Below are 23,252 nucleotides of genomic sequence, written 5' to 3'. Positions count from 1 at the left end.
GGGCTATGACGTGCCGGAGGCTTTTTTTCTAGTCGTTTTTCGTTTTTTATCTCCGGCTCCTTTCGGTTCAGCATTTTGTGCTGGTGCGGCTGCCGGGGTTTCCCGGTTCGGCTTTCTGGTGCGGTCGATGCTGGCTTGCAGGGCGCTGACCAGGTCAATGACATCTTCACGAGGAGGCGCTTTATCAGGAGTGACGGCTGTTTCTTTATTTTCAAGCTTGTCGTTGACTCTTTGCAGCAGGGCGTGCCGGTACGTGTCCTCATATTTCTCAGGCTCAAACTCAGCCGTCAGCTCGTCTATTAATGTGATAGCGGTTTGCAGTTCCTTCTCGTTTACATTCGATTGATCAGGTACACCTGGGACATGGGCAGCGCTTCTGACCTCATCCGGATAATGGATAGACTCCATCACGATACAGTTTTCATAAACGCGTAGAATGGCTAGCTGCTGCTTCGACCTGATTGTCATATTGGCGATGCCGATCTTTCCGGTTGAGCGCAGCGCCTCACGCAGCAGGGTATAAGCTTTTGTGCCGTTATCCCCGGGTCCGACAAAGTAGGAGCGGTTAAAATAAATCGGGTCAATTTCCTGAAGCTGAACAAAATCAACAATCTCAACCGCTTTCTCCTCATGCTCCTGCTTTAAGCTTTTTAAATCTTCGTCTGTCAGCACCACATATTTTCCTTTTACATATTCATATCCCTTCACAATTTCATCAGGACCGAGTGTTTTTTCGCAATTCGTGCAAATCTTTTCGTATTTGATTGGCGCGTGATCCTCTTTATGAAGGCTGCGCAGCTTAATGTCTTTATCTTCTGTGGCCGCATAAAGCTTGATGGGGATGTTTACTAATCCAAAACTGATCGATCCCTTCCACATTGTATGCATATCGATAAACCCCTTTTTTTCTTTAGTGTGAAGAGGAGGAGTATGATTCATGTGTAGTAACTTATGGGTGAAAAACAGCCATCGCTGTTATTGCGACGGCTGTTCGAGAATTAATTGTTCGAGTTGTTCCGGCGGTATCGGCCTGCTGAAAAAGAAGCCTTGTAAATGGTCACAGCCTTTTTCGTAAAGAAGCTGTTTTTGAGCAGAATTTTCCACGCCTTCAGCAATCACCTGCAAAGACAGCTGATGTCCCATGGCAATAATGGCTCCGGTAATTTGCTCTGATTTCGGATGGGTCTGAATATCGTCGATAAATGATTTGTCGATTTTCAGCCGGTGAATCGGAAAGTCCTTCAAATAGCTAAGGGAGCTGTGTCCTGTTCCAAAATCGTCAATACTGATTCTGATGCCTAATTCCGTTAAAGATGACAAAACCTTCTTGGAGTGATCGAGATTGTCCATTGTCATGCTTTCTGTCACTTCCACTTCAAGAAGCTGCGGAGGGAGCTGGTATTTATCAAGCGCGTCCTTGATCAGGGGAATCAGATCTTCAGATTGAAATTGTCTTGCGGAAATATTAATGGCGACAGAAAGGTCATAGCCTTTGTCATACCAAACCCTTGCCTGCTTGCATGCTTCATCTACAATCCACTTTCCGATATCAATAATGAGACCCGTTTCTTCAGCAACACCGATGAATTCTCCGGGCGGACACAGCTGCCCATCGGGTGTGACAAGGCGTATCAGCGCTTCTGCACCTGTCATTTTTTGATTTTTTGCACTGAATTGCGGCTGATAATGCAAGACAAATCTATTGTTATCGATTGCTTTTCTTAGTACCATTTCTTGGTTAAGCTTAACGGTTTCTTTGTTGCCGATCGAAAAAGAATAGTATCTGTATTTGCTTTTGTTTCGTTCTTTAGCGGCATACATCGCCATATCAGCCTTTTTCATCAATTCAAGACCATCCGTCCCGTCTTTCGGTGATATCGCAATCCCGATACTGACAGATATAACAAGCGTGTGATCCTGAATTTTAAATGGTTTTTTGAATTTTTGGATAATTTTTCTTGCTAAAACATCTGCTTCTCCTGTTCTGGTATTGGCATCTGTTAAAATAATAATAAATTCATCACCACCAAGACGGGCGATAAATCCATTATCAGGGACAACAGATGACAGACGTCTGCCTGCCAGCTGAAGCAGCTGATCGCCGACATTATGTCCTAATGCATCGTTAATCACTTTAAACCGGTTTAAGTCCAGAAAGAATACAACTGTGCTATTGTTCAACGTATGCTCGCGATTCATCACCGCTGTTAAGTGTGAAATGGCATGTCGTCTGTTGGGTAAATCTGTAAGTGAATCATAATGAGCCATTCTATGGATTTCTTTTTCTGCCCTGTGCTGCTTTGTCATGTCCTTGCAAATGACATAAATGCTGTCCAGCTCTTGATTCACCTCAACGGGTATGAGCGTAATATTTAAGTGAAACTGGCCTTTTTCAGTGATAAGATCGCTATCACTGTTAATGGCTTGTTTTTCTTTTTTGACTTGCTCAAAAAGGCGATTAATCTTCTTTGATGTATAATGTCTCCAATCGTGCATGCTAAAGCCAAATTTTCTGATCATGTCTTCACCAGCATGATTGGATGATATAATGTCTCCATCTAATGACAAAATAAAAATCGCATCAATATTGTGGACGATTAAAGACTGAAACCTCTGTTCGTTATCCTTTATGCGTTCGCTCTGTTTAATAAACTTTCGGTCCGCATGGGAACTGAATAATAATAGCGTTTGTATACAGAAAACGATTAACGTAACAAAAATCGACCAATGAAACGTTTGCACCTCCATATGGTTTCCGGGCGGTCCCATGTCCTCGTGGAAAGATGCCGCAAGCATCCCTGTATAGTGCATGCCTGAAATCCCAATACCCATGACAAACGAACTGATGACTTTATAAAACATAAGATGATCAGAATGTTTTTTTAAGGCCAAGTCAAAGAATATTTTTAACGAGACGAAAGATGCCGCAATCGCAATGATAATGGAAACTGTAAAAAGAATCGGTTCGTACATAATCATTACCCGGGAAATGGCAGACATTCCGATATAGTGCATTGATGCTATAGATGCGCCAAGCACAACTGATCCAGTAAGCAGTCTGTAATATGTAAGAATGTTCCGGCTGACAAAATATAATGACACAAATGATCCGGAAACAGCTGTGCCAATGGATGCAATTAAAGGCATGAATTCATATTGCATCGGCATCTCCATATGGACGGCCATCATCCCTACAAAATGCATTGACCAAATACCGAATCCCATAATAAGTGAGCCGGCGATCAGCCAAACTATGCTTTTTAAACCTGTGTTGATAGTGACTTTCCTTGACAGTTCAAGGGAAATGTACGATGCGGCACAGGCAATAAGAATAGATAAACATATGAGCGTTGTATTATATGTAACGTGTATTTCCAAATGGAGATTCCCCCCGTGTCGTGAGTTCCAGTCTTGTTGACCTTCTTTATTATCGGCTGCTTAACCGCAGAGTTCCAGCCTTTAAGACCATAGAAATAAGGTAAGATCTATTTTTAGTTCAGCTGACCGTGAAAAATGTGTTAAAATCATGTTGACGTTTGCCGAAAAAACAAAAATGCATTATACATAAATATGGAAAAAGGGGAAGTGATGGCTATCGAAGAGCTGGTTATGTCATGGATAGAAGCATTTAAAAGCTTATCTTATTTTGGAATATTTCTAGCGCTCTGCATTGAGTTTATCCCTGCTGAAATCGTCCTGCCGCTTGCGGGCTATTGGGTATCTAAAGGTGATATGACACTTTTTGGCGCTGTTTTGGCAGGATCTCTTGGAGGAGTGGCCGGCCCGCTTACGCTGTATTGGATAGGCCGGTACGGAGGAAGGCCGTTTCTTGAACGTTTCGGGAAGTATCTCTTTATTAAGCCTGAAGCGCTTGATAAGTCTGATGAATTTTTCAAAAAGCATGGGGGATTTGTAGCCTTCAGCGGCCGTTTCTTGCCAGGCATCCGGACATTGATCTCCATACCGTGCGGAATTGCAAAAATGAACGTTTGGGTGTTTTCGTTTTATACGTTCATCGCCATGCTGCCGATTACATTTGTATATGTTTATCTCGGTGTGAAACTCGGTGAAAATTGGAAGGAAGTCGGCTCTATTCTCGATCAATATATGCTTCCCATCGGGATAGCGATTTTGGCACTGTTCCTGCTCTATTTGCTGATAAAAAAGAGGAAGAAACGCACCCATTCCGAACAATTATCTGTATTTTTTAAAAATAAACGTTGACAAAGTATCGCGCTGCGCATATCATTGACGTATAATATCATATTTCTTGAAATCCCAAAGGGGAGTAGCGTCCGGAATGTTTTCCGGAAACAAAGTCGTCATTTCATGGATTGCGATATCCATCGGCTTTGTTGGCATGCCTGAATTCATGTCTAGCAAGACCTTTGCCTTATGTCGGCAAAGGTCTTTTTTGCATGGTCCGGCCGGCATAAGATCGGATGAAGAGAAAGAAAACAACTTTTTTGGGAGGGTATCATTTATGGATGCAGCATTATTATTAGAGTATGGTTGGGTTCTTCTCGTCTTGATCGGGCTGGAAGGGATTTTAGCCGCCGATAACGCGCTGGTTATGGCGGTAATGGTAAAACATTTGCCGGAGGAAAAACGAAAAAAGGCGTTATTTTACGGGTTGGCAGGGGCTTTTGTTCTGCGGTTTGGCTCTTTATTCGCGATTTCTTTTTTAGTCAACGTATGGCAGGTTCAAGCGATTGGCGCGATCTACTTGCTGTATATCTCAGCAAGCCATTTATTAAAAAGATATGTATTTAAGAAAGAAGACACGCATAAAGAGACAAAGCAAAGCGGTTTTTGGCCGACTGTTTTAAAAGTTGAATTGGCAGATATCGCGTTTGCGGTTGATTCTATCTTAGCGGCAGTCGCGTTGGCGGTTACGCTTCCTGGAACATCGCTTCCGAAGATCGGCGGACTTGACGGAGGACAATTTCTCGTTATTTTGGCCGGAGGTATCATCGGCCTGGTGATTATGCGGTTTGCCGCTTCAATGTTTGTTAAGCTATTAAAGGAACGTCCAAGCCTAGAAACAGCAGCCTTTGTGATTGTCGGCTGGGTCGGAGTGAAGCTTGCTTTATATACACTTGCCCATCACGACATAGCGGTTGTTTCTGAGCACTTTGTCCATTCTGGAACATGGAAGCTCATCTTCTGGGGTGTTTTAGCGGCAATCGCGGTTTGCGGCTGGTTCATGTCAGGTGGAAAAAAACAGCCGGAGGGCGCACAAAACGAACAAAAAAACAGCAGCCGGGAACGGGCGTAATCTGAAAGACTCTGCTTAAAAAGCAGAGTCTTTTCATGTTTAAAACGTTTTCATGACCGAAATAAAATAACATTTTTATAACAGCTTTGTTACAAAAAACACAGATAAAACCCCCTTAATTCTCTAGAAAGGCACGAAATCATGTATAGTACGTCAGAATGGTTTGTCACAATTGAGACATTGGAAATCAATATTTCTTTTTCTCCTTTGCGAATCCCTACCAAATTAGCTATCATTAATGAGTAGTTATAGGGAGGAACTGAGGTGAAACCAGTGCTTAGCCTTTTGTTTAAATTAGGAAAAAAGAAGCAAACGCTTGAAAAAACTGTTGATAGTATACAAAAAGGCAATAAAGATCTTCAAAATGAATTAATACAGCAATATAAGCCATTTATCGCAAAGACGGTTTCATCCGTTTGTAAACGATATATAGATGAAAAAGACGATGAGTTCAGCATCGGACTGATCGCGTTTAATGAAGCTATTGAAAAATACTCACCTGAAAAAGGCAATTCTCTGCTCGCATTTGCTGAGCTAATTATAAAAAGAAAAGTCATTGATTACATCAGAAAAGAAGCCAGAAGCGCACAAAATATAAATATCGATTTACAGGAAGGAGACGATCAGGAGTCATCACAAAGCCTGATTGAAGCCGAGCTTTCCATTGATGAATACCGCCGTCAGATTGAGCAGGAGCAGAGGCGGGAGGAAATCATCTATTTTCAGAAGCAGCTCAAAGATTATGGTTTATCGTTTAAAGAACTGCTTGAAAACTCTCCAAAGCATTCGGACGCTAGGCAAAACGCCATAAAGGTGGCAATGACCCTTGTTGAACATGAAGAATTGGCCGCTATCCTGTATACAAAGAAACAGCTTCCGGTGAAACAGCTAGAACAGCTTGTCTCTGTAAGCCGAAAAACGATTGAGAGAAACAGAAAATATATTATTGCGATGTGTATTATCATTACGGGTGATTATATTTATTTAAAAGATTATCTTAAAGGGGTGCTGCACTCATGAGAAGAGGGATTATAGTAGAGAAAAATAGAAAATTCGTCACGTTGCTGACCCCTGACGGACAATTTTTAAAAGCCAAAAATGATCGCCGCAGCTATGAAATTGGAGAAGAAATCATGCTTCCGAGTGAATCACGCATGGGCAGAAGGGCCAGCTTTTTTGATTTTTTAAAACTGCGCCCTTTCAAAATGGGGATTGTTACGATGACTGCTATTATGCTTTTTATTTTTATAGTTCTCCCTGTTTTTTCTAATAATAAGGCCTATGCGTATATGACAATCGATATCAATCCAAGCTTCGAAATGGCGTTAAACAGCGATTACGAAGTGATTGAACTGACGCCTCTAAATGATGAGGGAAAGAAAGTCGTGAATGATATAGATGATTGGGAGAAGACTGATTTTAAACAGGTGATTGACGATATTATAACCGACTGCAGTGAGCACGGGTATGTAAAGAAATCGAAAGAAATATTGATTTCCACTGTTTATGAAAATACGGAAGACAATACATATAAAAAAGCTGTGAAAAAACAGCTGAATGATGTGACGGAAAAATATAAAACGACATACCGCATGGAATCTCTCGAGTCAGATATGCAGACGAGGGAAAAAGCGAAAAAGAAAGGCGTTTCAACAGGCAGCTACATCAAATCAAATGAAAAAAATGACACTAAAGAGTCAAAAGATGACTCCAGCAATCCATCCGGGGAAGAGGATCAAAAGAATACCGGAAATGAGGATGAAAATATCGATCCAACTGACGCCCAGGACGGCAAGCAAGGAGATAATGAACAGCTGGATGATACGGATTCCAGAGACCAGAAAGAAGATAAAACGGATGAACAGACTGATGATAGTGACAAAGATCAGAATGTAAAGGAATCAGATGAAAACACAAATGCCGAAAAAGATGGGGATCATGAGCAAACCCCAATACAAGATCCTCAAGATAAAGGAAATGAAGACAACCGCACTGATAAGGGGCAAAGCCAATATCACAGGGACTGGAATAACGGTGAACAAGGCAGAAATCGTTCTTCGTCCAGCAGGGATAACGCTTCTGACCGCCGTAATCCAAACGGCTACAGCAGTGATAATAATTCAGCTCAAACTGAAGATTCGCCGAGTGACCCCGGCGAATAAAGACCTGAATTTATTTAGTTGTGCCATTTAATTGTGATTGTGCTTGCTGCACCAGCCGCTTTGTCATTTCCCCGCCTACAGAGCCGTTAGCGCGTGCGACTGTATCAGAACCAAGGTTCACACCGAATTCTTGAGCCACTTCGAGTTTAAATTGGTCTAGTGCCTGCTCCACCCCTGGAACAACGAGTTTATTTCTGCTCGCCATCTTTTTCATCTCCTTTTTCTATAAAGAAATTCTTAACGCGTACTTAGTTTGAAATGTACGGGGGTTATTTATGCTGGCAATTGTTGTGGAGAATAAGAAACCCCCGGCCTCTAAGCCGGGGGTGACGCAGACTATATAATGTCTGCTGTCATTTTATGTGCGGTTGCCTGAATATGGAACGTCAAAATGGAGAGGACTGTAATGGCGATAATCTGTCTGATTTTAAGCCATTGGCTGTCATTCAGTTCTTCAAAACGGTGGCGGAGACGCTCTGTCTCCTGTTCGACGATCTCCTGCAGATTCGATTCTTTCATAGAAGGCGTGTCTTGGTGATGAACGGCATCAAGCACATATGCACAGCTTTCATAATAAGCAATCGGGCTGATGACATCATCGGATCTGTCTGAGATTGTGTTAAAGGCCACTTTTAAAATAGCCCGTATGTGTTCAAAGTCATAAATGGATTTTAAATCACGTACAATTAAAAGAATGACTGCCTGTTCAACTGAGTATTTTTTGCCCAGCTCAGGGTGTCCGATCAAATCCTTAATATCACGCTTTACCCAGTTTTGAATTGCAGTTGACTTTAACGAAGTCAGCTCACATAGGTTGCCAAGCTCTACGATTTCGTTTGTAGAGAGACCGTATTCTTTTTTCTGCTTTTTTCGTTCGTATCTTGTAAGAAATTCAGGAATTTCAAGATGATTGGCTGCTTTTTCTGCTGACATGTTCGCTGATTGGATGAGAATGTCGAGCGGGCTTATTTCTCCTTTCCCTTTTAGGGAATAGAGCAGCCGCACCATATCGGTTCGAGTGAGTTTAAAAATGTTCATTGTTCACCTCTTTAAAACAATTTGACGCGGATATAAGTCTATGTATGAATTTAAAATTGAAGCGTCAGCAATTACATTAACATCATACGTCGAATTCCTTGCATTTTCAAACGGATGATTTATAATTTAAATATACGGGTTCTTTTGAACTTAAAATAACGGAGGTTGTCATGGCGAAAAGAATTTTTCTGTTTATTTTAACGAATATTTTGGTGCTTACAACAATCGGGATCGTTTTGTCTGTTTTAAGCTCGGTTACCGGAGTCGGGACGTACTTTACAGCTGATGGCGGTATCGACCCAATTGCGCTCCTTGTATTCAGTTTAGTCGTTGGTTTTGTCGGTTCCTTCATGTCTCTTGCGATGTCCAGATGGATGGCAAAGACGATGATGGGTGTCAGAGTGCTGAATCCGAAAAAACACACGCTCAGCTATGAGGAACAGCAATTGGTTGACCGTGTTCACCGATTAAGCCGCTCTGCCGGTTTAACGAAAATGCCGGAAGTCGGAATTTACCGTTCACCTGAAGTGAACGCGTTTGCGACTGGGCCGTCAAAACGCCGTTCTCTTGTGGCAGTGTCATCAGGGCTGCTGGAGCAAATGGATGATGCAGCAGTTGAAGGTGTGCTTGCCCACGAAGTCGCGCATATCGCTAATGGTGATATGGTAACAATGACGCTTTTGCAAGGTATCGTCAATACCTTTGTCGTCTTTTTATCGCGTATCGCAGCATGGATTGCGAGCCGTTTCGTCAAGGAAGATCTTGCGCCGATCGTTCATTTTATTGCAATGATTGTCTTTCAGATTATCTTTTCCATTCTCGGCAGCCTGGTTGTGTTTGCGTACTCACGCCATCGCGAATTTCATGCTGACAGGGGAGGAGCGGATCTTGCCGGCAAGGATAAGATGATTCATGCGCTTCGGACGCTTAAGGGCTACTCTTCCCGCATTATGGAAGACAATCAGACAGCTGTCCAAACATTAAAAATTAATGGCAAGAAGCGTTCTTCGCTTTTCTCAACTCACCCTGATTTAGATGAGCGAATCAGACGGTTAGAAGCTAAATAATACAAACACATTGTTCCTCTGAGAGAGTCTCTCAGAGGTTTTTTATTTTATCCTTTGACTAAAATAATAAAAAAATAAGCAAGTTAAGAAAATGTTTCGTAAAAGCCTTTAAAAATGGGTCCAATATCTTTAGAATAATTACCGTACTTAAAAAGAGAGGCAGAAGGATTTTACATGAAATTAAAGTTTGGAAAATTGATACAGGCATTGTCGCCGGCCCAGCTGATTGCTGTATATTATTTTCTTGCGGTGACGGTTGCAGTTATTTTATTAAGTCTTCCTGTTGCCCATAAACAAGGAGCAGAGTGGTCTTTTATCGATGCCTTGTTTACAGCAGTCAGTGCCGTGAGCGTGACGGGTCTTTCTGTTGTGAATACTGCTGATACATTTAACACAATAGGAATTGTTATTCTTGCGTTTGTTCTGCAGTTTGGCGGAATTGGCATTATGACATTAGGCACTTCTGTTTGGCTGCTAATGGGCAAAAGAATAGGTTTAAAAGAACGGAAATTAATGATGATCGATCAAAACCAATCACAATTTTCTGGGATCGTTAATCTCATGAAACAGATTCTCTTTCTCATATTATGGATTGAGTTTTTTGGCGGCATGATACTTGGGACATATTTTTTAACCTACTACGATTCCATTCAAGATGCTTACTTACATGGTTTTTTTGCGAGTGTCAGTGCAACCACAAATGCCGGTTTTGATATAACAGGAAGCTCTCTGGTTCCATTTCGGCATGATTATTTTGTGCAATTTATAACACTGTTATTGATTGTTTTCGGAGCCATTGGTTTTCCTGTTCTAGTGGAAGTGAAAGACTTTTTGTTTTCAAAAAACCGAAGATATCCGTTTAGCTTATTTACAAAAATTACAACCATTATGTTTGGCTTACTTGTTTTGTTTGGCTCTATAGGGATCTATGTGCTTGAAGCAAATCATTTGTTTGCAGGTAAATCGTGGCATGATATTTTATTCCTTTCTCTATTCCAATCAACCACAACAAGGAGTGGAGGGCTTGCTACGATTGATATAAGCCAGCTGACTGACCCCACTCTGCTTTTTATGAGTGCGCTGATGTTTATCGGAGCGTCGCCAAGTTCAGTAGGGGGAGGCATACGGACAACGACTTTCGCTCTGAACCTTCTTGCGCTGTTTCATTTTGCCCGCGGCAATAAGTCAGTCAAGGTATTCAAACGAGAGCTGCATCCTGCTGATCTCATGAAGTCGCTTGTTGTCACAATGATGGCGATTCTGCTCGTTTTTGGCTCGACACTCATTCTTACGATTACAGAAAAGCACTCCCTGCTGGAGCTTTTGTTTGAAGTGTGCTCGGCATTCGGCACAACCGGTCTGTCACTTGGAATTACTGCTGATTTAAGCAACGTTGGAAAATGTGTCATTATGATTGTCATGTTTATCGGGCGAATCGGTATCCTGACCTTCCTGTATCTGATCGGAAGAAAGGAAATTGAAGCGAATTATCATTATCCGAAGGAACGAGTGATTATCGGATAGAAAAAACACCGCATGTTTTGCGGTGTTTTTTGATTGCCAAAAAAAAGATGTGTGGCGCCGTTTCAGTTGGAGAACCTAACATCAACAGGTGCAGTTTTTAACGCTCCTGCATCTTTAAGTGAAATAAAATGTTTGAAAAACTGGCGAGGAGGATTCGTATGAAGCGAAAAGCTGAAGTGAATGAAGCCATTAAAAATAACAATACACCTACTGAGAGCATGGACCCAAATTCTTATAAGACACAGTATCATGACGACCCGAATTTTAGGGGTGCAAACCGCAATTCCAAACAGGGTCAGCAAGGAGGCATGTGATTTTGAAGAAAAACCGTCATAGCAGAGATATGCAAAATCATAAAAAGCCTATGAATAAGAAAGTGCTTGAGGAAGAATTCTCAAGTGAACTTGGGGATTACAATGCCGGCAAGATCATCGAAACGCTAGAAGTCACAAAGCCTAAAAAGAAAAAAGAGAAGAAACAAAAATAAAAAAAGACCTCTTAGGCGGCGTCCCGCTTAAGAGGTGCTTTTCTATTTTAAATAAGCATTTTTGCCCGTTCCTCTGACAAATTGCAATAAGCTTGTCATTCTCAGCTCAATGAAGGGCTGAGCAACTGTCTTAACAAAATTGCTGGAGAGTACTGATGTCAGGGCTGCTGTTAAAAGTAAGAGAATCACTAAGCTCTGATAGTCAGTAAGCGAATCCTCAAGCCCGGCCTGTCTCAGCGTTTTAATAATAAACCCATGAAGCAAATACACGTAAAATGTCCGGGTTCCCCATTTCGTAAAGAAGAACCGTTTTTGCGGAACGAGCGCTAAAAAGCTGAAGGTCGCCGCAAAGGCGAGTACATACCAGCCGATTCGGGAAAGTCCGCTTGCCAAGGTAACGTCTCCAAATGAAGAATACGGTTTTGAACCAAACAGAAAAGAATAGTCAAAGTCGATGCCCCAGCAGATGACGAATACGGCGGCAAGTACCCCGATCGCAATTTGTTTGCCTCGTTTTGATCTCAATAAATCAAAATGATGTTTATTTAAATAAAACCCGACAAGGAACATCGGTAAGAATACAAATGTCCGCGACAGGCTCAGCGTGCTGCTGACAAAGTCTAAATAGCCGATCAGCACGGCAATTCCGCAGCTGACAAACAGCGCCCACCGCTTTGAAAGCTTTGAAAAAGGATAAAGCAGCAGGTTCCAAAAAAATAAGCTTACGAGAAACCATAACGACCATTGCGGATCAATCGGATTCACATTTGCCATGCTTTCGTCTTGCATAATGTAGTAGAAGACAGAATAGATGATTTGGAAAATCAAATACGGAATAATCAGCTTGACCGCCAGCTTTTTCACATATCCAGCGCGTTTAAAGCCTTTTGCGAAATAACCGGATACGAGAATAAAGGCAGGCATGTGGAATGTGTAAATGAACTTGTAGAGGTAGAGCATAAAGTTGTTATCATTAATAAAGGAACGAAGAATATGACCGAATACAACAAGGAATATCAATAAGAATTTTGCATTATCGAAATAACTGTCCCGCGATTTACTCATAGCATCACCTTCTCTTTAATCAGTCACTAAGAGATTATTCCCTGCTGGTATATATTTTAAAATAAAAGATGAAAAAGGAATTGAAAAAATGGCTGATTGTTAGGACGATGTAAAGTGGCGGTAAGGATCGTAGAAAATGTCTTCGTTATGTAATCGCGCTGAAATTTTCTGAAATTTATAGGGCAAATGAAGGAAGTTCCCGCATTTTGTAGAAATATTGAGGGATAGGTTTTGAAGAAGGAGTGTACACGCATGGAAACTCTTGGTGTCCAGACAAATTCGGAGCTGCGGGAAGAACTGAAGCGTCTCAAAGAAGAAAATGCCCGGCTGAAAAAGGAATTGAATCAGCATCAAGTGATTGTTAACAATACGCTCGATGCTATTTTTATATGTGATAATGAAATGCGAATCGTTCAGGCGAATGAAGCAACAGAGAGGATGCTTCAAGTTGATTCGGAAGATTTGAAAAAGCGTTCCGTTTTGGATTTTTTGTTTTCAATCCCAAAGGATGAACTGAATCTTGCCGTAAAGAAGTTTTTTAAAAAAGGTTTCCTATGGAAGGAGGTCCCGATCAGGCTTGATGGCGGGGCGACAAAATACATAGAGTTTCTGGCCAAAAGAGGGATTGGCGAGGATTTCTTTTTTGTTGTCATGAGAGACATATCTTCAAAGAAAATTCTGGAGCGGGAATTCTCTATGAATGAACAGCTTTTTAAGGACTTGTTTGACAGAGCTGTTGACGGAATCGTCCTTTTTGATAAAGATGGCGGTTTTATTGATGCCAATTTGTCCTTCTGTAAAAGCTTTGAAATCAATCAAAATGAGCTGTCTCATTTATCGTTGTATGAGTTCATAGACAGCGGCTCACGAAAAGATTTTGATAATATCTGGAAGATGCTCAACCGCAAGGGAAAAGCAAAGGGGGAGCTGCCCGTCAAGCTTCGTTCAGGAGTTCAAAAGCTATTTGAATTCACGATTACATCAAACATCATCAGCGGGTTTTATATGTCCATTATGAGGGATATCACAGAGAAGCGGTCTATGGAGCTTCAGCTCTTTAAAAGTGAGGAGCGCTTCAGAGAAATATTTGAAAATGCGATGGACGCTATTATTATCTGGTCGAATGATGGAAGAATCGTGAAGGCGAATCAGTCAGCCTGTAAAATCTTTGAGCTGCCGATGAATTTGCTGTTGAAACGAAGGCTGTGTGATTTTCTCGTTGACTCGCAGCAGAAATACAGCATAACGAAGAGGAAATACGCAAAATACGGAGAGATCAGAGAAGAGCTGCTGTTTCAAATGGGGAATGGCCAGTTCAAAGAACTTGAATTCACTTCAAAGCGGACAATATTAGAGAACCAGCACTTGACGATTTTAAGAAACGTCAGTGATAGAAAGCGGATGGAAAAGGAGCTTCGAGAAAGTGAGCTGAAATTCAGAAAAGTGTTCAACGGCTCAATGGACGGCAATGTATTGTTCGACAATCAATACAGAATCATCGACGCCAACCCGTTAGCAAGCCATATTTTAGGCCTGTCACATGAAGAGATTAAACAGCACAGCCTGTTAGATATTATTTCTTCGTATGAAATAGAAAATCTTGCATCACCGGCAAGGCAGATTAATTTTGATGAAATGGACAACGAAATTCCATTTTTGCTGAGCAGCAGTGACAACAGAAAACTGGAATTCTCATTTAAACGAAATATTATTCAAAATATGAACCTGGCTATCTTTAAAGACGTAACGGAGCGAAAAGAACTGGAGGAACGCCTGCGCAAGTCAGATACCCTTCATGTTGTCGGCGAACTTGCTGCCGGCATCGCTCATGAAATCAGAAATCCGATGACAGCTCTTAAAGGCTTCATTCAGCTCCTGAAAGGAAGTGTGGAGGGAGACTACGCCCTTTATTTCAACGTGATCACCTCAGAACTAAAGCGCATCGAATCCATCATCACCGAATTCTTGATTTTAGCCAAGCCCCAGGCCATTATGTATGAAGAAAAACATGTTACCCAAATTATGAGAGACACCATAGACCTTCTAAACGCGCAAGCTAATTTAAGCAACGTACAAATGCATCTTGATTTAATGGACGACATTCCCCCGATCTACTGTGAACCGAATCAGCTGAAACAGGTATTTATCAATATATTAAAAAATGCCATCGAAGTGATGCCTGACGGCGGAAATATTTTTGTGACGATAAGGACACTGGATCAAGATCATGTTCTCATCTCCTTAAAAGACGAGGGAATCGGAATGACAGAAGATAAATTAAAGCGCCTTGGTGAACCGTTTTATACGACAAAGGAACGGGGAACTGGACTTGGGCTTATGGTAAGCTATAAAATTATTGAAGAACATCAAGGCGAAATCATGGTAGAAAGTGAAGAAGGGAAGGGCACCGTTTTCCACCTCACGCTTCCCGTCAGACAGAATGCTGAAGAAAGAAGGATTGATGAATGAACTACTACACAACAGCGGAAACGCCGCTCGGGGAACTCATAATTGCTGAAGAGGATGGCCAAATCACCCGTCTATTTCTCAGTCAGGAAGATTGGATGGATTGGAAAGAAACCGTTCAGAATACAGAGCACAAGGAAACACCTTATCTGGCAGAAGCGAAAAAACAGCTTCATGAATATTTCGCCGGCGAAAGAAAGACATTCTCACTGCCGCTGAGCCAAAAAGGCACTCCTTTTCAGCAAAAAGTGTGGGAGGCGCTGGCGATGATACCATACGGAGAATCCCGAAGCTATGCTGACATTGCCGCTGCGGTCGGCAGTCCGAAAGCGGTGCGCGCAGTCGGACAGGCTAATAAACGTAACGACTTGCCTATTTTTGTCCCGTGCCACAGAGTGATCGGCAAAAACAGCGCGTTAACGGGGTACGCCGGGAGCAAAACCGATATCAAAGCATTTTTGCTGAACATCGAGCAAATCTCCTATAAAGAAAAATAAAACATATGGCACGTTCCCTTTTTTCACGGCCGACATATCATTTTATTAAGTTAAAAAAGTTGGTCTGATGAAAAAGGAGGACAAAGCAATTGAAGCCGAGCCGCTCTGAGAAAATAGCCGTTTTTGCCAAACTGTTTGTGAAACTGCATATCCTATCAAGCGCTCAAAAAGATGAAATCATCAATATCAATAAAAACAAACAAAAAAACCGCTGACTCGGCCCGAAATGAGCAAAGTCCAGCGGTTTTTTAATGAACCTTTTCGCCTCTAAACAGCTGTTCAATTTCTTCTTCGTAGTTACCGGTCATAATCCCTTTTTCTGTGATGATTCCTGAAATGAGGTCATGAGGTGTAATGTCAAAAGCGGGATTAAAGACAGGCACATCGGATGGAGCGGTCCGGACTCCGGAAATCTGTCTTACTTCCTCAGGATCCCGTTCCTCTATCGGGATATCAGCGCCGCATTTCACTTTTGGATCAAATGTAGATAAAGGTGCGGCGACAAAAAACGGTATATCAAAGGCGTTTGCTAAAATCGCGAGACCGTATGTTCCGATTTTATTTGCCGTATCACCGTTCTTTGCAATTCGATCGGCTCCGACGATGACAGCGGAAATTTGTTTTTCCTTCATCGTATGGGCGGCCATGCTGTCTGTGATCAGAGTGACATCAATGCCTCCCTGCATCAGCTCCCACGCAGTCAGGCGTGAACCTTGAAGGACAGGCCTTGTTTCACAGGCATAAATATGCAGTCCCAAATCCTTTTGTTTGGCCAAGTAAAATGGAGCGAGCGCCGTTCCATAGCGGCTTGTCGCGATAGAGCCGGCATTGCAGATCGTCATAATCCGGTCGCCTTTTTTGAAAAGCTGCAAGGCGTTTTGGCCGATCATCCGGCACGTCTCCTCATCCTCGACCTGAATCTGAATCGCTTCATGGACAAGGTTTGTTTTTGCTTCATTTACGGAAATGGCGTTTTCGATTGAACGACTCAGTCTCTCAAGCGCCCAAGATAAATTAATGGCGGTAGGCCGTGAGCTGTTTAAATATTGTTTGATATCTTCCAGTCTGCGGCGGAATTCGGTGACATCATCTATTTCAATGTCTTTTGCAGCAAGCGCAAGTCCGAAGGCAGCCGTAATGCCGATGGCCGGGGCGCCTCTTACTTTGAGCGTGACGATGGCGTCAAATACATCCTCTTTCGTCGTCAGCTCCAAATATTCTGTCACGTCAGGAAGCTTTTGCTGATTTAAAATGGTAATGGCTGTTTCCTTCCATTCAACAGAACGGGGAACAGCAAATGAATGGGTCATGAATGGATCATTCCTTTACAAGTAACTTAAATAATTCAATAACATCCGTTATCGTTTTGAATTCCGAGCGTTTTTCGATAAAGGCTGTGCCTGTTTCGAGCGCCAGCCGTTTTCTGCCGATTCGTTTATCAAACGGCACGATTGTATCCAGATCAGCCACATGGGCAAGGCCGATCGCGCGGCGGATCAGCTCGCAGCCCGCAAACCCGATCGCCTCTTCAAATATATGACTGAGCGTATCAGTAAGGTACCCGTCGATTTTGGCGTAAACATCCAGACTATCCTTTTCCCACGCTTCAGTGAATGTCTTTTGAAATGTTTCCCAGACCTGCTTGACATGGTGATATAACGGCTCTCTGTCACCCCCGTCACGGCCGAGTGCGTTCAAAAATAAGTTGGCAATAAATTGGCCTACATCAAAGCCGATCGGTCCGTAAAAAGCAAATTCAGGATCAATCACCTTTGTTTCATGTTCGCTGGCAAAAATGCTTCCTGTGTGCAGATCACCATGAATCAGCGTTTCTGCCGATGTTAAAAACGACTTTTTCAGCTTAGCGGCTTCGATTTTGACGTTGTCATTATTCCAAAGCTTCTCGACAAAAGGACGAAGCTCTTCTTCAAAATCATTTGTGTCATGGTCAAAGAAAGGGTCTGTAAAGACAAGTCTTTCCGTAATGTCGCACAGCTCCGGATTTGTAAACTGTTTAACAAGCTGTTTTTTTACCTTGGGTTCAAGCGCGTAATCTGATGAATAGAAAAGGGTCTTTCCTAAAAATTCACCGATGTGCTGTGACAGATGCGGATAATGTTCACCCTCAATGAGTCCTTTTCTTACGATTTTAAGGTGAGAGAGATCCTCCATGACGGTAACCGCCATTTCTGTATCAGAATAAAACACTCTTGGAACGAGATGAGGGACATGCTCGCCCTGTCGGATGAGAGCGCTGCTTTCGATTCTTGCGCGATCGATTGTCAGCGGCCAGCTTTCTCCGACGACTTTTGCATAAGGAACCGCCTGTTTAATGATCAAAGCTCTATCATGTTCTTGATCATAAATATGAAAAACGTAATTTAAGTTGCCGTCGCCGATCTCCTGGCATGTCAGCGTGCTTTTGCTTGGAAATAAGCCAAGCCTCACCGCCAACGCCACAGCGGAGCTTTCATTTAACGTTTCGTATAAAGGTGTTTTTGTGACTGCCATTGTCATAACCTCCAATTATGTAATCTCTTGATATGTTTGCAGCTGTATGGTATGGCCGTAAAAAAGCCTCCTTCTCAGAGAGAAGGAGGCTTAACATGTATGTCCGCCTCTCTTATCTCTCAGATCAGATCTGATGGAATTAGCACCGTGCCTTAGAGACGAGCGTCTCGGCGCGAAAAAGATGCGCCCCATTTCGCAATGGAATTACGGTCGGTTGCTGTTGGGGTCAAAAGGCCAAATCCCTCGCCCAACTCTCGATAAGAGAATATATTCACTTGTTAAACAATTCTAATTTATCAGTTGATGAACATAGTAACAGGTGTTTTATCAAGTTGTCAATATATTTTTTAATATAAATCTTTTCTGATATCATCGAAAACAGGAATGCTCTCTCGTACCTTAACGCTTTCCTTAAGGTCGATTTCAGCTCGGACAATGCCTTCTTCCCGGCCGCCTTCAGAAAGTACACGCCCCCATGGATCAATAATCAGGCTATGCCCGGCAAATTCATTATCTGGATTTGAACCAGTACAATTGCAGGCAGCGACAAAGCATTGATTTTCAATGGCCCGGGCAATAAGCAGGCTTTTCCAATGATCAAGGCGGGGAAGAGGCCATTCCGCAGAAATAAACAGCACGTTGGCACCTTTTATCGTATGTTTTCTGATCCACTCCGGAAAACGGATATCGTAACAGATCAGTCCTGAGCTTTTGACTCCATCAAGCTCAAAGTATCCGTCTTCGGAACCGGCTGATAAATACACATGCTCATCCATCAGCTGAAAAAGATGGGCTTTTCGATACTCTTTAATGATTTGTCCTTTCTTATCGGCGATGTACATTGTATTATAAACATCAGAATCATTTCTGACTGCGACCGATCCGGCGACAATATGAACGCCATGTTTTTTTGCTGTTTTCTTCAGCCAGCACTGAGCAGAATGCCCGTCTTCATCAGCGAGCTTATCAAGGTTGGCCAAGTCATATCCGGTCGTCCATAATTCAGGAAGAACAAGAACATCAGCATGTTTGCTTTCTTTTTCAATCAAAAATTCAGCCTTTTTTATATTTTCCGAAGGTTTACCGTATGAAATATCAAATTGAAGACAAGATATCGTCCATTTCATCTTTTTAACACCCCAAATTTTTCTTTACTTTTTTCATTTAACCATATATGATGATGGACTATCATTTCAAGATTTTTTTAGAAGGTGAGAATTGATGAAATTTGAACAGTCTCATGTATTGAAAGAATTGCCTAAACAATTCTTCGCTTCTCTGGTGCAGAAAGTGAACCGAAAGCTCGCAGAAGGACACGACGTCATCAATCTCGGACAGGGAAATCCGGATCAGCCGACTCCGGAACATATCGTCGAGGAAATGAAACGAGCCGTTGCGGATCCTGAAAATCATAAATACTCGTCTTTTCGCGGCTCATATAGTCTGAAATCAGCCGCAGCAGCATTTTATAAACGAGAATACGGTATCGATCTTGACCCGGAAACTGAAGTCGCTGTATTATTCGGCGGGAAAGCCGGTCTGGTCGAGCTCCCGCAATGCTTGTTGAATCCGGGTGATACGATTTTAGTTCCGGATCCGGGCTATCCTGATTACTGGTCAGGTGTCACACTCGCGAAAGCGAAGATGGAAATGATGCCGCTCGTAAAGGACAGGGCGTTTCTTCCTGATTACAGCAGCATCGCGGCTGAAGTGAGGGAACAGGCGAAATTGATGTATTTAAATTATCCGAATAATCCGACGGGAGCTGTTGCTACCTCCGAGTTTTTTGAAGAAACCGTGAGTTTTGCGAAAGAAAACGGGATCTGTGTCGTTCATGATTTTGCTTACGGCGCTGTAGGATTTGACGGCTGCAAGCCGTTAAGCTTTTTGCAGACTGAAGGTGCGAAGGATATCGGAATTGAAATTTATACGCTGTCAAAAACGTATAACATGGCAGGGTGGCGGGTCGGCTTTGCTGTCGGAAACGCTTCGGTCATTGAAGCGATCAATCTTTATCAAGACCATATGTTTGTCAGTCTTTTCAGAGCGACTCAGGAGGCTGCAGCGGCGGCACTGCTAGCTGATCAGACGTGTGTGGCGGAGCAAAATGCCCGATATGAGACCAGGCGAAACGCTTGGATTGCGGCATGCCGGGAAATCGGCTGGGATGTGACAGCTCCGGCAGGTTCATTTTTTGCCTGGCTGCCTGTGCCGGAAGGCTATACTTCCGAGCAGTTCTCAGACCTTTTGCTGGAAAAAGCGAATGTGGCGGTTGCGGCTGGAAACGGCTTCGGTGAATATGGCGAGGGCTATGTCAGAGTCGGACTGCTGACAAGTGAAGAAAGACTCAAAGAAGCCGCTTATCGAATTGGGAAACTGAACCTGTTTACCCAAAAAAGCATTGACAAGATCTGATAACGATGGGATAATTCAAAATAATTTATAAAATCTATATTTTCTTATCAAGAGCAGGCAGAGGGACGAGCCCGATGAAGCCCGGCAACCGACTTATAAAGCACGGTGCTAATTCTTGCAGCTGGCGGCTGAGAGATAAGATTCGGACGAGAAACGAAACCTCTTTAGACGCGATTGCTGTTTGAAGAGGTTTTTTTATATGGATGAAATGAAAGGAGCTCTGGCATGAGTGAGTTATTAGCAACATATCTCCTGACCGAACCGGGAGCCGATACAGAGAAAAAAGCAGAACAAATCGCAATAGGATTGACAGTAGGCTCATGGACAGATCTGCCCCTTGTAAAACAGGAGCAAATGCAAAAGCACAAGGGGCGGGTGATAAAGGTCGAGGAAAGAGAGGGAACTCCTGCATCAGGGAAACAAGCGGTGATCACAATTGCCTATCCTGAAATCAATTTCTCTCAGGATATTCCGGCTTTGCTGACAACAGTGTTTGGCAAGCTGTCGCTGGACGGAAAAATCAAATTACTCGATCTTCACTTCTCTGAAGCATTTAAGCGCACGCTGCCGGGACCGAAGTTTGGCGTATACGGCATCCGGAAGCTGCTGGGAGAGTTTGAGAGACCGCTGTTAATGAGCATTTTTAAAGGGGTTATCGGAAGGGATCTGAGTGATATTAAAGAACAGCTCAGGCAGCAGGCGCTTGGCGGAGTTGATTTGATTAAGGACGATGAAATTTTCTTTGAGACAGGTCTGGCGCCTTTTGAAACAAGAATTACAGAAGGAAAGCAAATATTGAAAGAAACGTATGAGCAAACCGGGCATAAAACGCTGTATGCGGTCAATTTGACTGGACGTACGGCTGATCTGAAAGACAAAGCGAGACGCGCTGCCGAATTAGGAGCGGATGCGCTTTTGTTTAATGTCTTCGCTTACGGCTTGGACGTCATGCAAAGCCTAGCGGAAGATCCCGAAATCGCAATCCCGATTATGGCACATCCAGCTGTCAGCGGGGCGTTTACGTCTTCTCCGTTCTACGGATTTTCTCATGCTCTTTTGCTCGGAAAATTGAACCGGTATTGCGGTGCTGACTTCAGTCTCTTCCCATCTCCATACGGTTCGGTTGCGCTTCCAAAAGAAGATGCGCTGGCGATACACGAAGAATGTGTAAGAGAGGATGCCTTTAACCAAACATTTGCCGTTCCGTCAGCAGGCATTCATCCCGGTATGGTTCCGCTTTTAATGCGGGATTTCGGCATAGATCATATTATTAACGCCGGGGGAGGCGTACACGGACATCCGAACGGCGCCCAAGGCGGGGGCAAAGCGTTCAGAGCCATAATTGATGCGGTCTTAGAAGCCCAGCCGATTGATGAAAAAGCCGAACAATGCAAGGATCTAAAGCTTGCCCTTGATAAATGGGGAAAGGTTGAAGCTGTATGACGACTCGAAAGCCTTTAATTATTTGTGATTTTGACGGAACCATCACGATGAACGACAACATTATAAGCATCATGAAAACATTTGCTCCGCCGGAGTGGACGGCATTAAAAGACGGCGTGCTGTCCAAAACGCTGTCGATCAAGGAAGGTGTCGGACGGATGTTCGGCCTTCTGCCAAGCAGTTTAAAAGAAGAGATTACAAGATTTGTATTGGAAGATGCAAAAATCAGGGAAGGCTTTCGGGAATTTGTAGCGTTTGTCAAGGAGCATGAGATTCCGTTTTATGTCGTAAGCGGAGGAATGGACTTTTTTGTATATCCATTGCTTGAAGGCATTGTGGAGAAAGACCATATTTATTGCAACCATGCTTCATTTGACAATGACTATATTCATATTGACTGGCCTCATTCTTGCAAAGGGACTTGCAGCAATCAATGCGGGTGCTGCAAGCCGTCAGTGATACATGAACTCGCTGAACCGAACCAATATATCATCATGATCGGTGATTCGGTTACAGATGTAGAGGCAGCAAAGCTGTCTGATCTTTGTTTTGCAAGGGATTATTTATTAAACGAATGCCGGGAGCAGAACCTGAATCATCTCCCGTATCAAGATTTTTATGAGATAAGAAAAGATATTGAGAATGTAACGGAGGTACAGGAATGGCTGCAAAACAAGAACGCTGGAGAGAACTCGCTGAAGTAAAACGAGAATTGGCTGAACGAGATTGGTTTCCGGCGACTAGCGGCAATCTGTCTATTAAAGTTTCTGATGAGCCTTTAACATTTCTCGTCACTGCAAGCGGAAAAGATAAACGCAAAGAGACGGATGAAGATTTTCTGCTGGTGGATCAGTACGGAGAGCCTGCCGAAAGCGGGCATTCTCTGAAACCGTCAGCGGAAACGCTTTTGCACACACATTTGTACAATAAAACCAATGCCGGATGCTGCCTGCATGTCCATACGGTAAACAATAATGTGATCTCAGAGCTATACGGAGATCAAAAGAAAATCACATTCAGAGGCCAGGAAATAATAAAGGCGCTCGGCCTGTGGGAAGAGAATGCAGAAGTGACCATTCCGATCATTGAAAATCCGGCTCATATTCCGACGCTCGCGGCACTGTTTGCCGAAGAGATTTCAGAAGATTCAGGAGCTGTTCTGATCCGAAATCACGGTATTACCGCTTGGGGAAGAACAGCATTTGAAGCAAAAAGAGTGCTTGAAGCATATGAATTTTTGTTCAGCTACCATTTGAAATTGAAAACACTCCAGCATCAGCTGGTTAAATAAAAGGAGGA

22 protein-coding genes, 1 pseudogene and 2 riboswitches are annotated in these 23,252 nt (G+C 42.9%); of the genes and pseudogenes, 15 read left to right on the top strand and 8 right to left on the bottom strand.

What is annotated here, in order from left to right; genetic code table 11:
- Positions 1–3: 3 nt before the first annotated feature.
- Both ku and AC0C66_RS12765 read right to left on the bottom strand, forming a co-directional pair.
- Positions 4–888, bottom strand: coding sequence for a non-homologous end joining protein Ku (gene ku / locus AC0C66_RS12770; protein WP_441296433.1), 885 nt, complete (start codon positions 886–888; stop codon positions 4–6).
- An 87-nt stretch (positions 889–975) separates the two neighbouring features.
- Positions 976–3,378: a putative bifunctional diguanylate cyclase/phosphodiesterase gene (locus tag AC0C66_RS12765; RefSeq protein WP_461845718.1), complete on the bottom strand. Its 2,403-nt coding sequence runs from the start codon at positions 3,376–3,378 to the stop codon at positions 976–978.
- 179 nt (positions 3,379–3,557) lie between these two features.
- On the opposite strand from AC0C66_RS12765, the pseudogene AC0C66_RS12760 reads away from it, so the two are divergent.
- The 4 genes and pseudogenes from AC0C66_RS12760 to AC0C66_RS12745 all read left to right on the top strand — a co-directional run bounded on the left by AC0C66_RS12760 (position 3,558) and on the right by AC0C66_RS12745 (position 7,440).
- A pseudogene (locus AC0C66_RS12760) lies at positions 3,558–4,224 on the top strand (DedA family protein).
- Positions 4,225–4,483: 259 nt separating this feature from the next.
- Positions 4,484–5,278 carry a TerC family protein gene (locus AC0C66_RS12755; protein WP_461845719.1) on the top strand — a complete coding sequence of 265 codons (795 nt, stop codon included), beginning with the start codon at positions 4,484–4,486 and terminating at the stop codon, positions 5,276–5,278.
- Positions 5,279–5,542: 264 nt separating this feature from the next.
- Positions 5,543–6,298, top strand: coding sequence for an RNA polymerase sigma factor SigI (gene sigI / locus AC0C66_RS12750; RefSeq protein ID WP_461845720.1), 756 nt, complete (start codon positions 5,543–5,545; stop codon positions 6,296–6,298).
- Complete coding sequence (locus AC0C66_RS12745) at positions 6,295–7,440, top strand: anti-sigma factor domain-containing protein (RefSeq protein WP_461845721.1); 1,146 nt, start codon at positions 6,295–6,297, stop codon at positions 7,438–7,440. Before sigI ends, AC0C66_RS12745 begins: the two co-directional genes overlap by 4 nt.
- Positions 7,441–7,450: 10 nt before the next feature.
- On the opposite strand, the gene sspD is transcribed toward AC0C66_RS12745, so the two are convergent.
- Both sspD and htpK read right to left on the bottom strand, forming a co-directional pair.
- Positions 7,451–7,645, bottom strand: a complete 195-nt coding sequence (gene sspD, locus AC0C66_RS12740; protein WP_003218568.1) for an acid-soluble spore protein SspD — start codon at positions 7,643–7,645, stop codon at positions 7,451–7,453.
- Between the two features lie 131 nt (positions 7,646–7,776).
- Positions 7,777–8,478 carry a transcriptional regulator HtpK gene (gene htpK / locus AC0C66_RS12735; RefSeq protein ID WP_072183217.1) on the bottom strand — a complete coding sequence of 234 codons (702 nt, stop codon included), beginning with the start codon at positions 8,476–8,478 and terminating at the stop codon, positions 7,777–7,779.
- Between the two features lie 170 nt (positions 8,479–8,648).
- Between htpK and htpX the strand changes: the two genes are divergently transcribed.
- From htpX to AC0C66_RS12715, 4 genes are all read left to right on the top strand, one after another.
- Positions 8,649–9,545 carry a protease HtpX gene (htpX, locus tag AC0C66_RS12730; RefSeq protein WP_461845722.1) on the top strand — a complete coding sequence of 299 codons (897 nt, stop codon included), beginning with the start codon at positions 8,649–8,651 and terminating at the stop codon, positions 9,543–9,545.
- A gap of 174 nt (positions 9,546–9,719) precedes the next feature.
- Positions 9,720–11,069 (top strand): TrkH family potassium uptake protein, encoded by a 1,350-nt coding sequence (locus tag AC0C66_RS12725; protein ID WP_014113568.1) that lies wholly within the window; start codon positions 9,720–9,722, stop codon positions 11,067–11,069.
- A 158-nt stretch (positions 11,070–11,227) separates the two neighbouring features.
- On the top strand, positions 11,228–11,383 hold the full coding sequence (locus AC0C66_RS12720) for a hypothetical protein (RefSeq protein ID WP_003232510.1): 156 nt from the start codon (positions 11,228–11,230) through the stop codon (positions 11,381–11,383).
- A 2-nt stretch (positions 11,384–11,385) separates the two neighbouring features.
- Positions 11,386–11,556: a hypothetical protein gene (locus AC0C66_RS12715; RefSeq protein ID WP_014113569.1), complete on the top strand. Its 171-nt coding sequence runs from the start codon at positions 11,386–11,388 to the stop codon at positions 11,554–11,556.
- Between the two features lie 42 nt (positions 11,557–11,598).
- Here the strand turns inward: AC0C66_RS12715 and AC0C66_RS12710 are convergent, their stop codons facing one another.
- On the bottom strand, positions 11,599–12,621 hold the full coding sequence (locus AC0C66_RS12710; protein WP_061187342.1) for an acyltransferase family protein: 1,023 nt from the start codon (positions 12,619–12,621) through the stop codon (positions 11,599–11,601).
- A gap of 252 nt (positions 12,622–12,873) precedes the next feature.
- Between AC0C66_RS12710 and kinE the strand changes: the two genes are divergently transcribed.
- The 3 genes from kinE to AC0C66_RS12695 all read left to right on the top strand — a co-directional run bounded on the left by kinE (position 12,874) and on the right by AC0C66_RS12695 (position 15,799).
- Complete coding sequence (gene kinE / locus AC0C66_RS12705; protein ID WP_088679440.1) at positions 12,874–15,090, top strand: sporulation two-component system sensor histidine kinase KinE; 2,217 nt, start codon at positions 12,874–12,876, stop codon at positions 15,088–15,090.
- Entirely contained in the window at positions 15,087–15,584 is a 498-nt protein-coding gene (locus AC0C66_RS12700; RefSeq protein WP_072183220.1) for a methylated-DNA--[protein]-cysteine S-methyltransferase, read from the top strand. Before kinE ends, AC0C66_RS12700 begins: the two co-directional genes overlap by 4 nt.
- Before the next feature lie 89 nt (positions 15,585–15,673).
- On the top strand, positions 15,674–15,799 hold the full coding sequence (locus tag AC0C66_RS12695; protein WP_003218585.1) for a hypothetical protein: 126 nt from the start codon (positions 15,674–15,676) through the stop codon (positions 15,797–15,799).
- A 33-nt stretch (positions 15,800–15,832) separates the two neighbouring features.
- Here AC0C66_RS12695 and mtnA read toward each other — a convergent pair whose 3' ends face one another.
- The 3 genes from mtnA to AC0C66_RS12680 form a co-directional block, all read right to left on the bottom strand.
- Positions 15,833–16,894 (bottom strand): S-methyl-5-thioribose-1-phosphate isomerase, encoded by a 1,062-nt coding sequence (mtnA, locus tag AC0C66_RS12690; protein ID WP_072183221.1) that lies wholly within the window; start codon positions 16,892–16,894, stop codon positions 15,833–15,835.
- A 7-nt stretch (positions 16,895–16,901) separates the two neighbouring features.
- On the bottom strand, positions 16,902–18,095 hold the full coding sequence (mtnK, locus tag AC0C66_RS12685) for an S-methyl-5-thioribose kinase (RefSeq protein WP_133063226.1): 1,194 nt from the start codon (positions 18,093–18,095) through the stop codon (positions 16,902–16,904).
- 109 nt (positions 18,096–18,204) lie between these two features.
- A riboswitch (SAM riboswitch) is annotated at positions 18,205–18,359 on the bottom strand.
- 83 nt (positions 18,360–18,442) lie between these two features.
- Entirely contained in the window at positions 18,443–19,222 is a 780-nt protein-coding gene (locus tag AC0C66_RS12680) for a carbon-nitrogen family hydrolase (protein WP_087987168.1), read from the bottom strand.
- A gap of 94 nt (positions 19,223–19,316) precedes the next feature.
- Here AC0C66_RS12680 and mtnE point away from each other — a divergent pair, with 94 nt between their 5' ends.
- The 4 genes from mtnE to AC0C66_RS12660 all read left to right on the top strand — a co-directional run bounded on the left by mtnE (position 19,317) and on the right by AC0C66_RS12660 (position 23,244).
- Entirely contained in the window at positions 19,317–20,510 is a 1,194-nt protein-coding gene (gene mtnE / locus AC0C66_RS12675) for a methionine-glutamine aminotransferase (protein ID WP_072182854.1), read from the top strand.
- 41 nt (positions 20,511–20,551) lie between these two features.
- Positions 20,552–20,652, top strand: a riboswitch (SAM riboswitch).
- An 83-nt stretch (positions 20,653–20,735) separates the two neighbouring features.
- On the top strand, positions 20,736–21,953 hold the full coding sequence (gene mtnW / locus AC0C66_RS12670) for a 2,3-diketo-5-methylthiopentyl-1-phosphate enolase (protein ID WP_072182855.1): 1,218 nt from the start codon (positions 20,736–20,738) through the stop codon (positions 21,951–21,953).
- Positions 21,950–22,657: a 2-hydroxy-3-keto-5-methylthiopentenyl-1-phosphate phosphatase gene (gene mtnX / locus AC0C66_RS12665; protein ID WP_014113578.1), complete on the top strand. Its 708-nt coding sequence runs from the start codon at positions 21,950–21,952 to the stop codon at positions 22,655–22,657. The genes mtnW and mtnX overlap by 4 nt, the downstream gene beginning before the upstream one ends.
- Entirely contained in the window at positions 22,615–23,244 is a 630-nt protein-coding gene (locus AC0C66_RS12660) for a methylthioribulose 1-phosphate dehydratase (RefSeq protein WP_061187349.1), read from the top strand. The genes mtnX and AC0C66_RS12660 overlap by 43 nt, the downstream gene beginning before the upstream one ends.
- Positions 23,245–23,252: the final 8 nt, after the last annotated feature.

This window comes from Bacillus sp. VA13 (assembly GCF_055710085.1).
The sequence above is the reverse complement of the archived record's forward strand: the minus strand, read 5'-3'. Positions and strand labels throughout refer to the sequence as shown.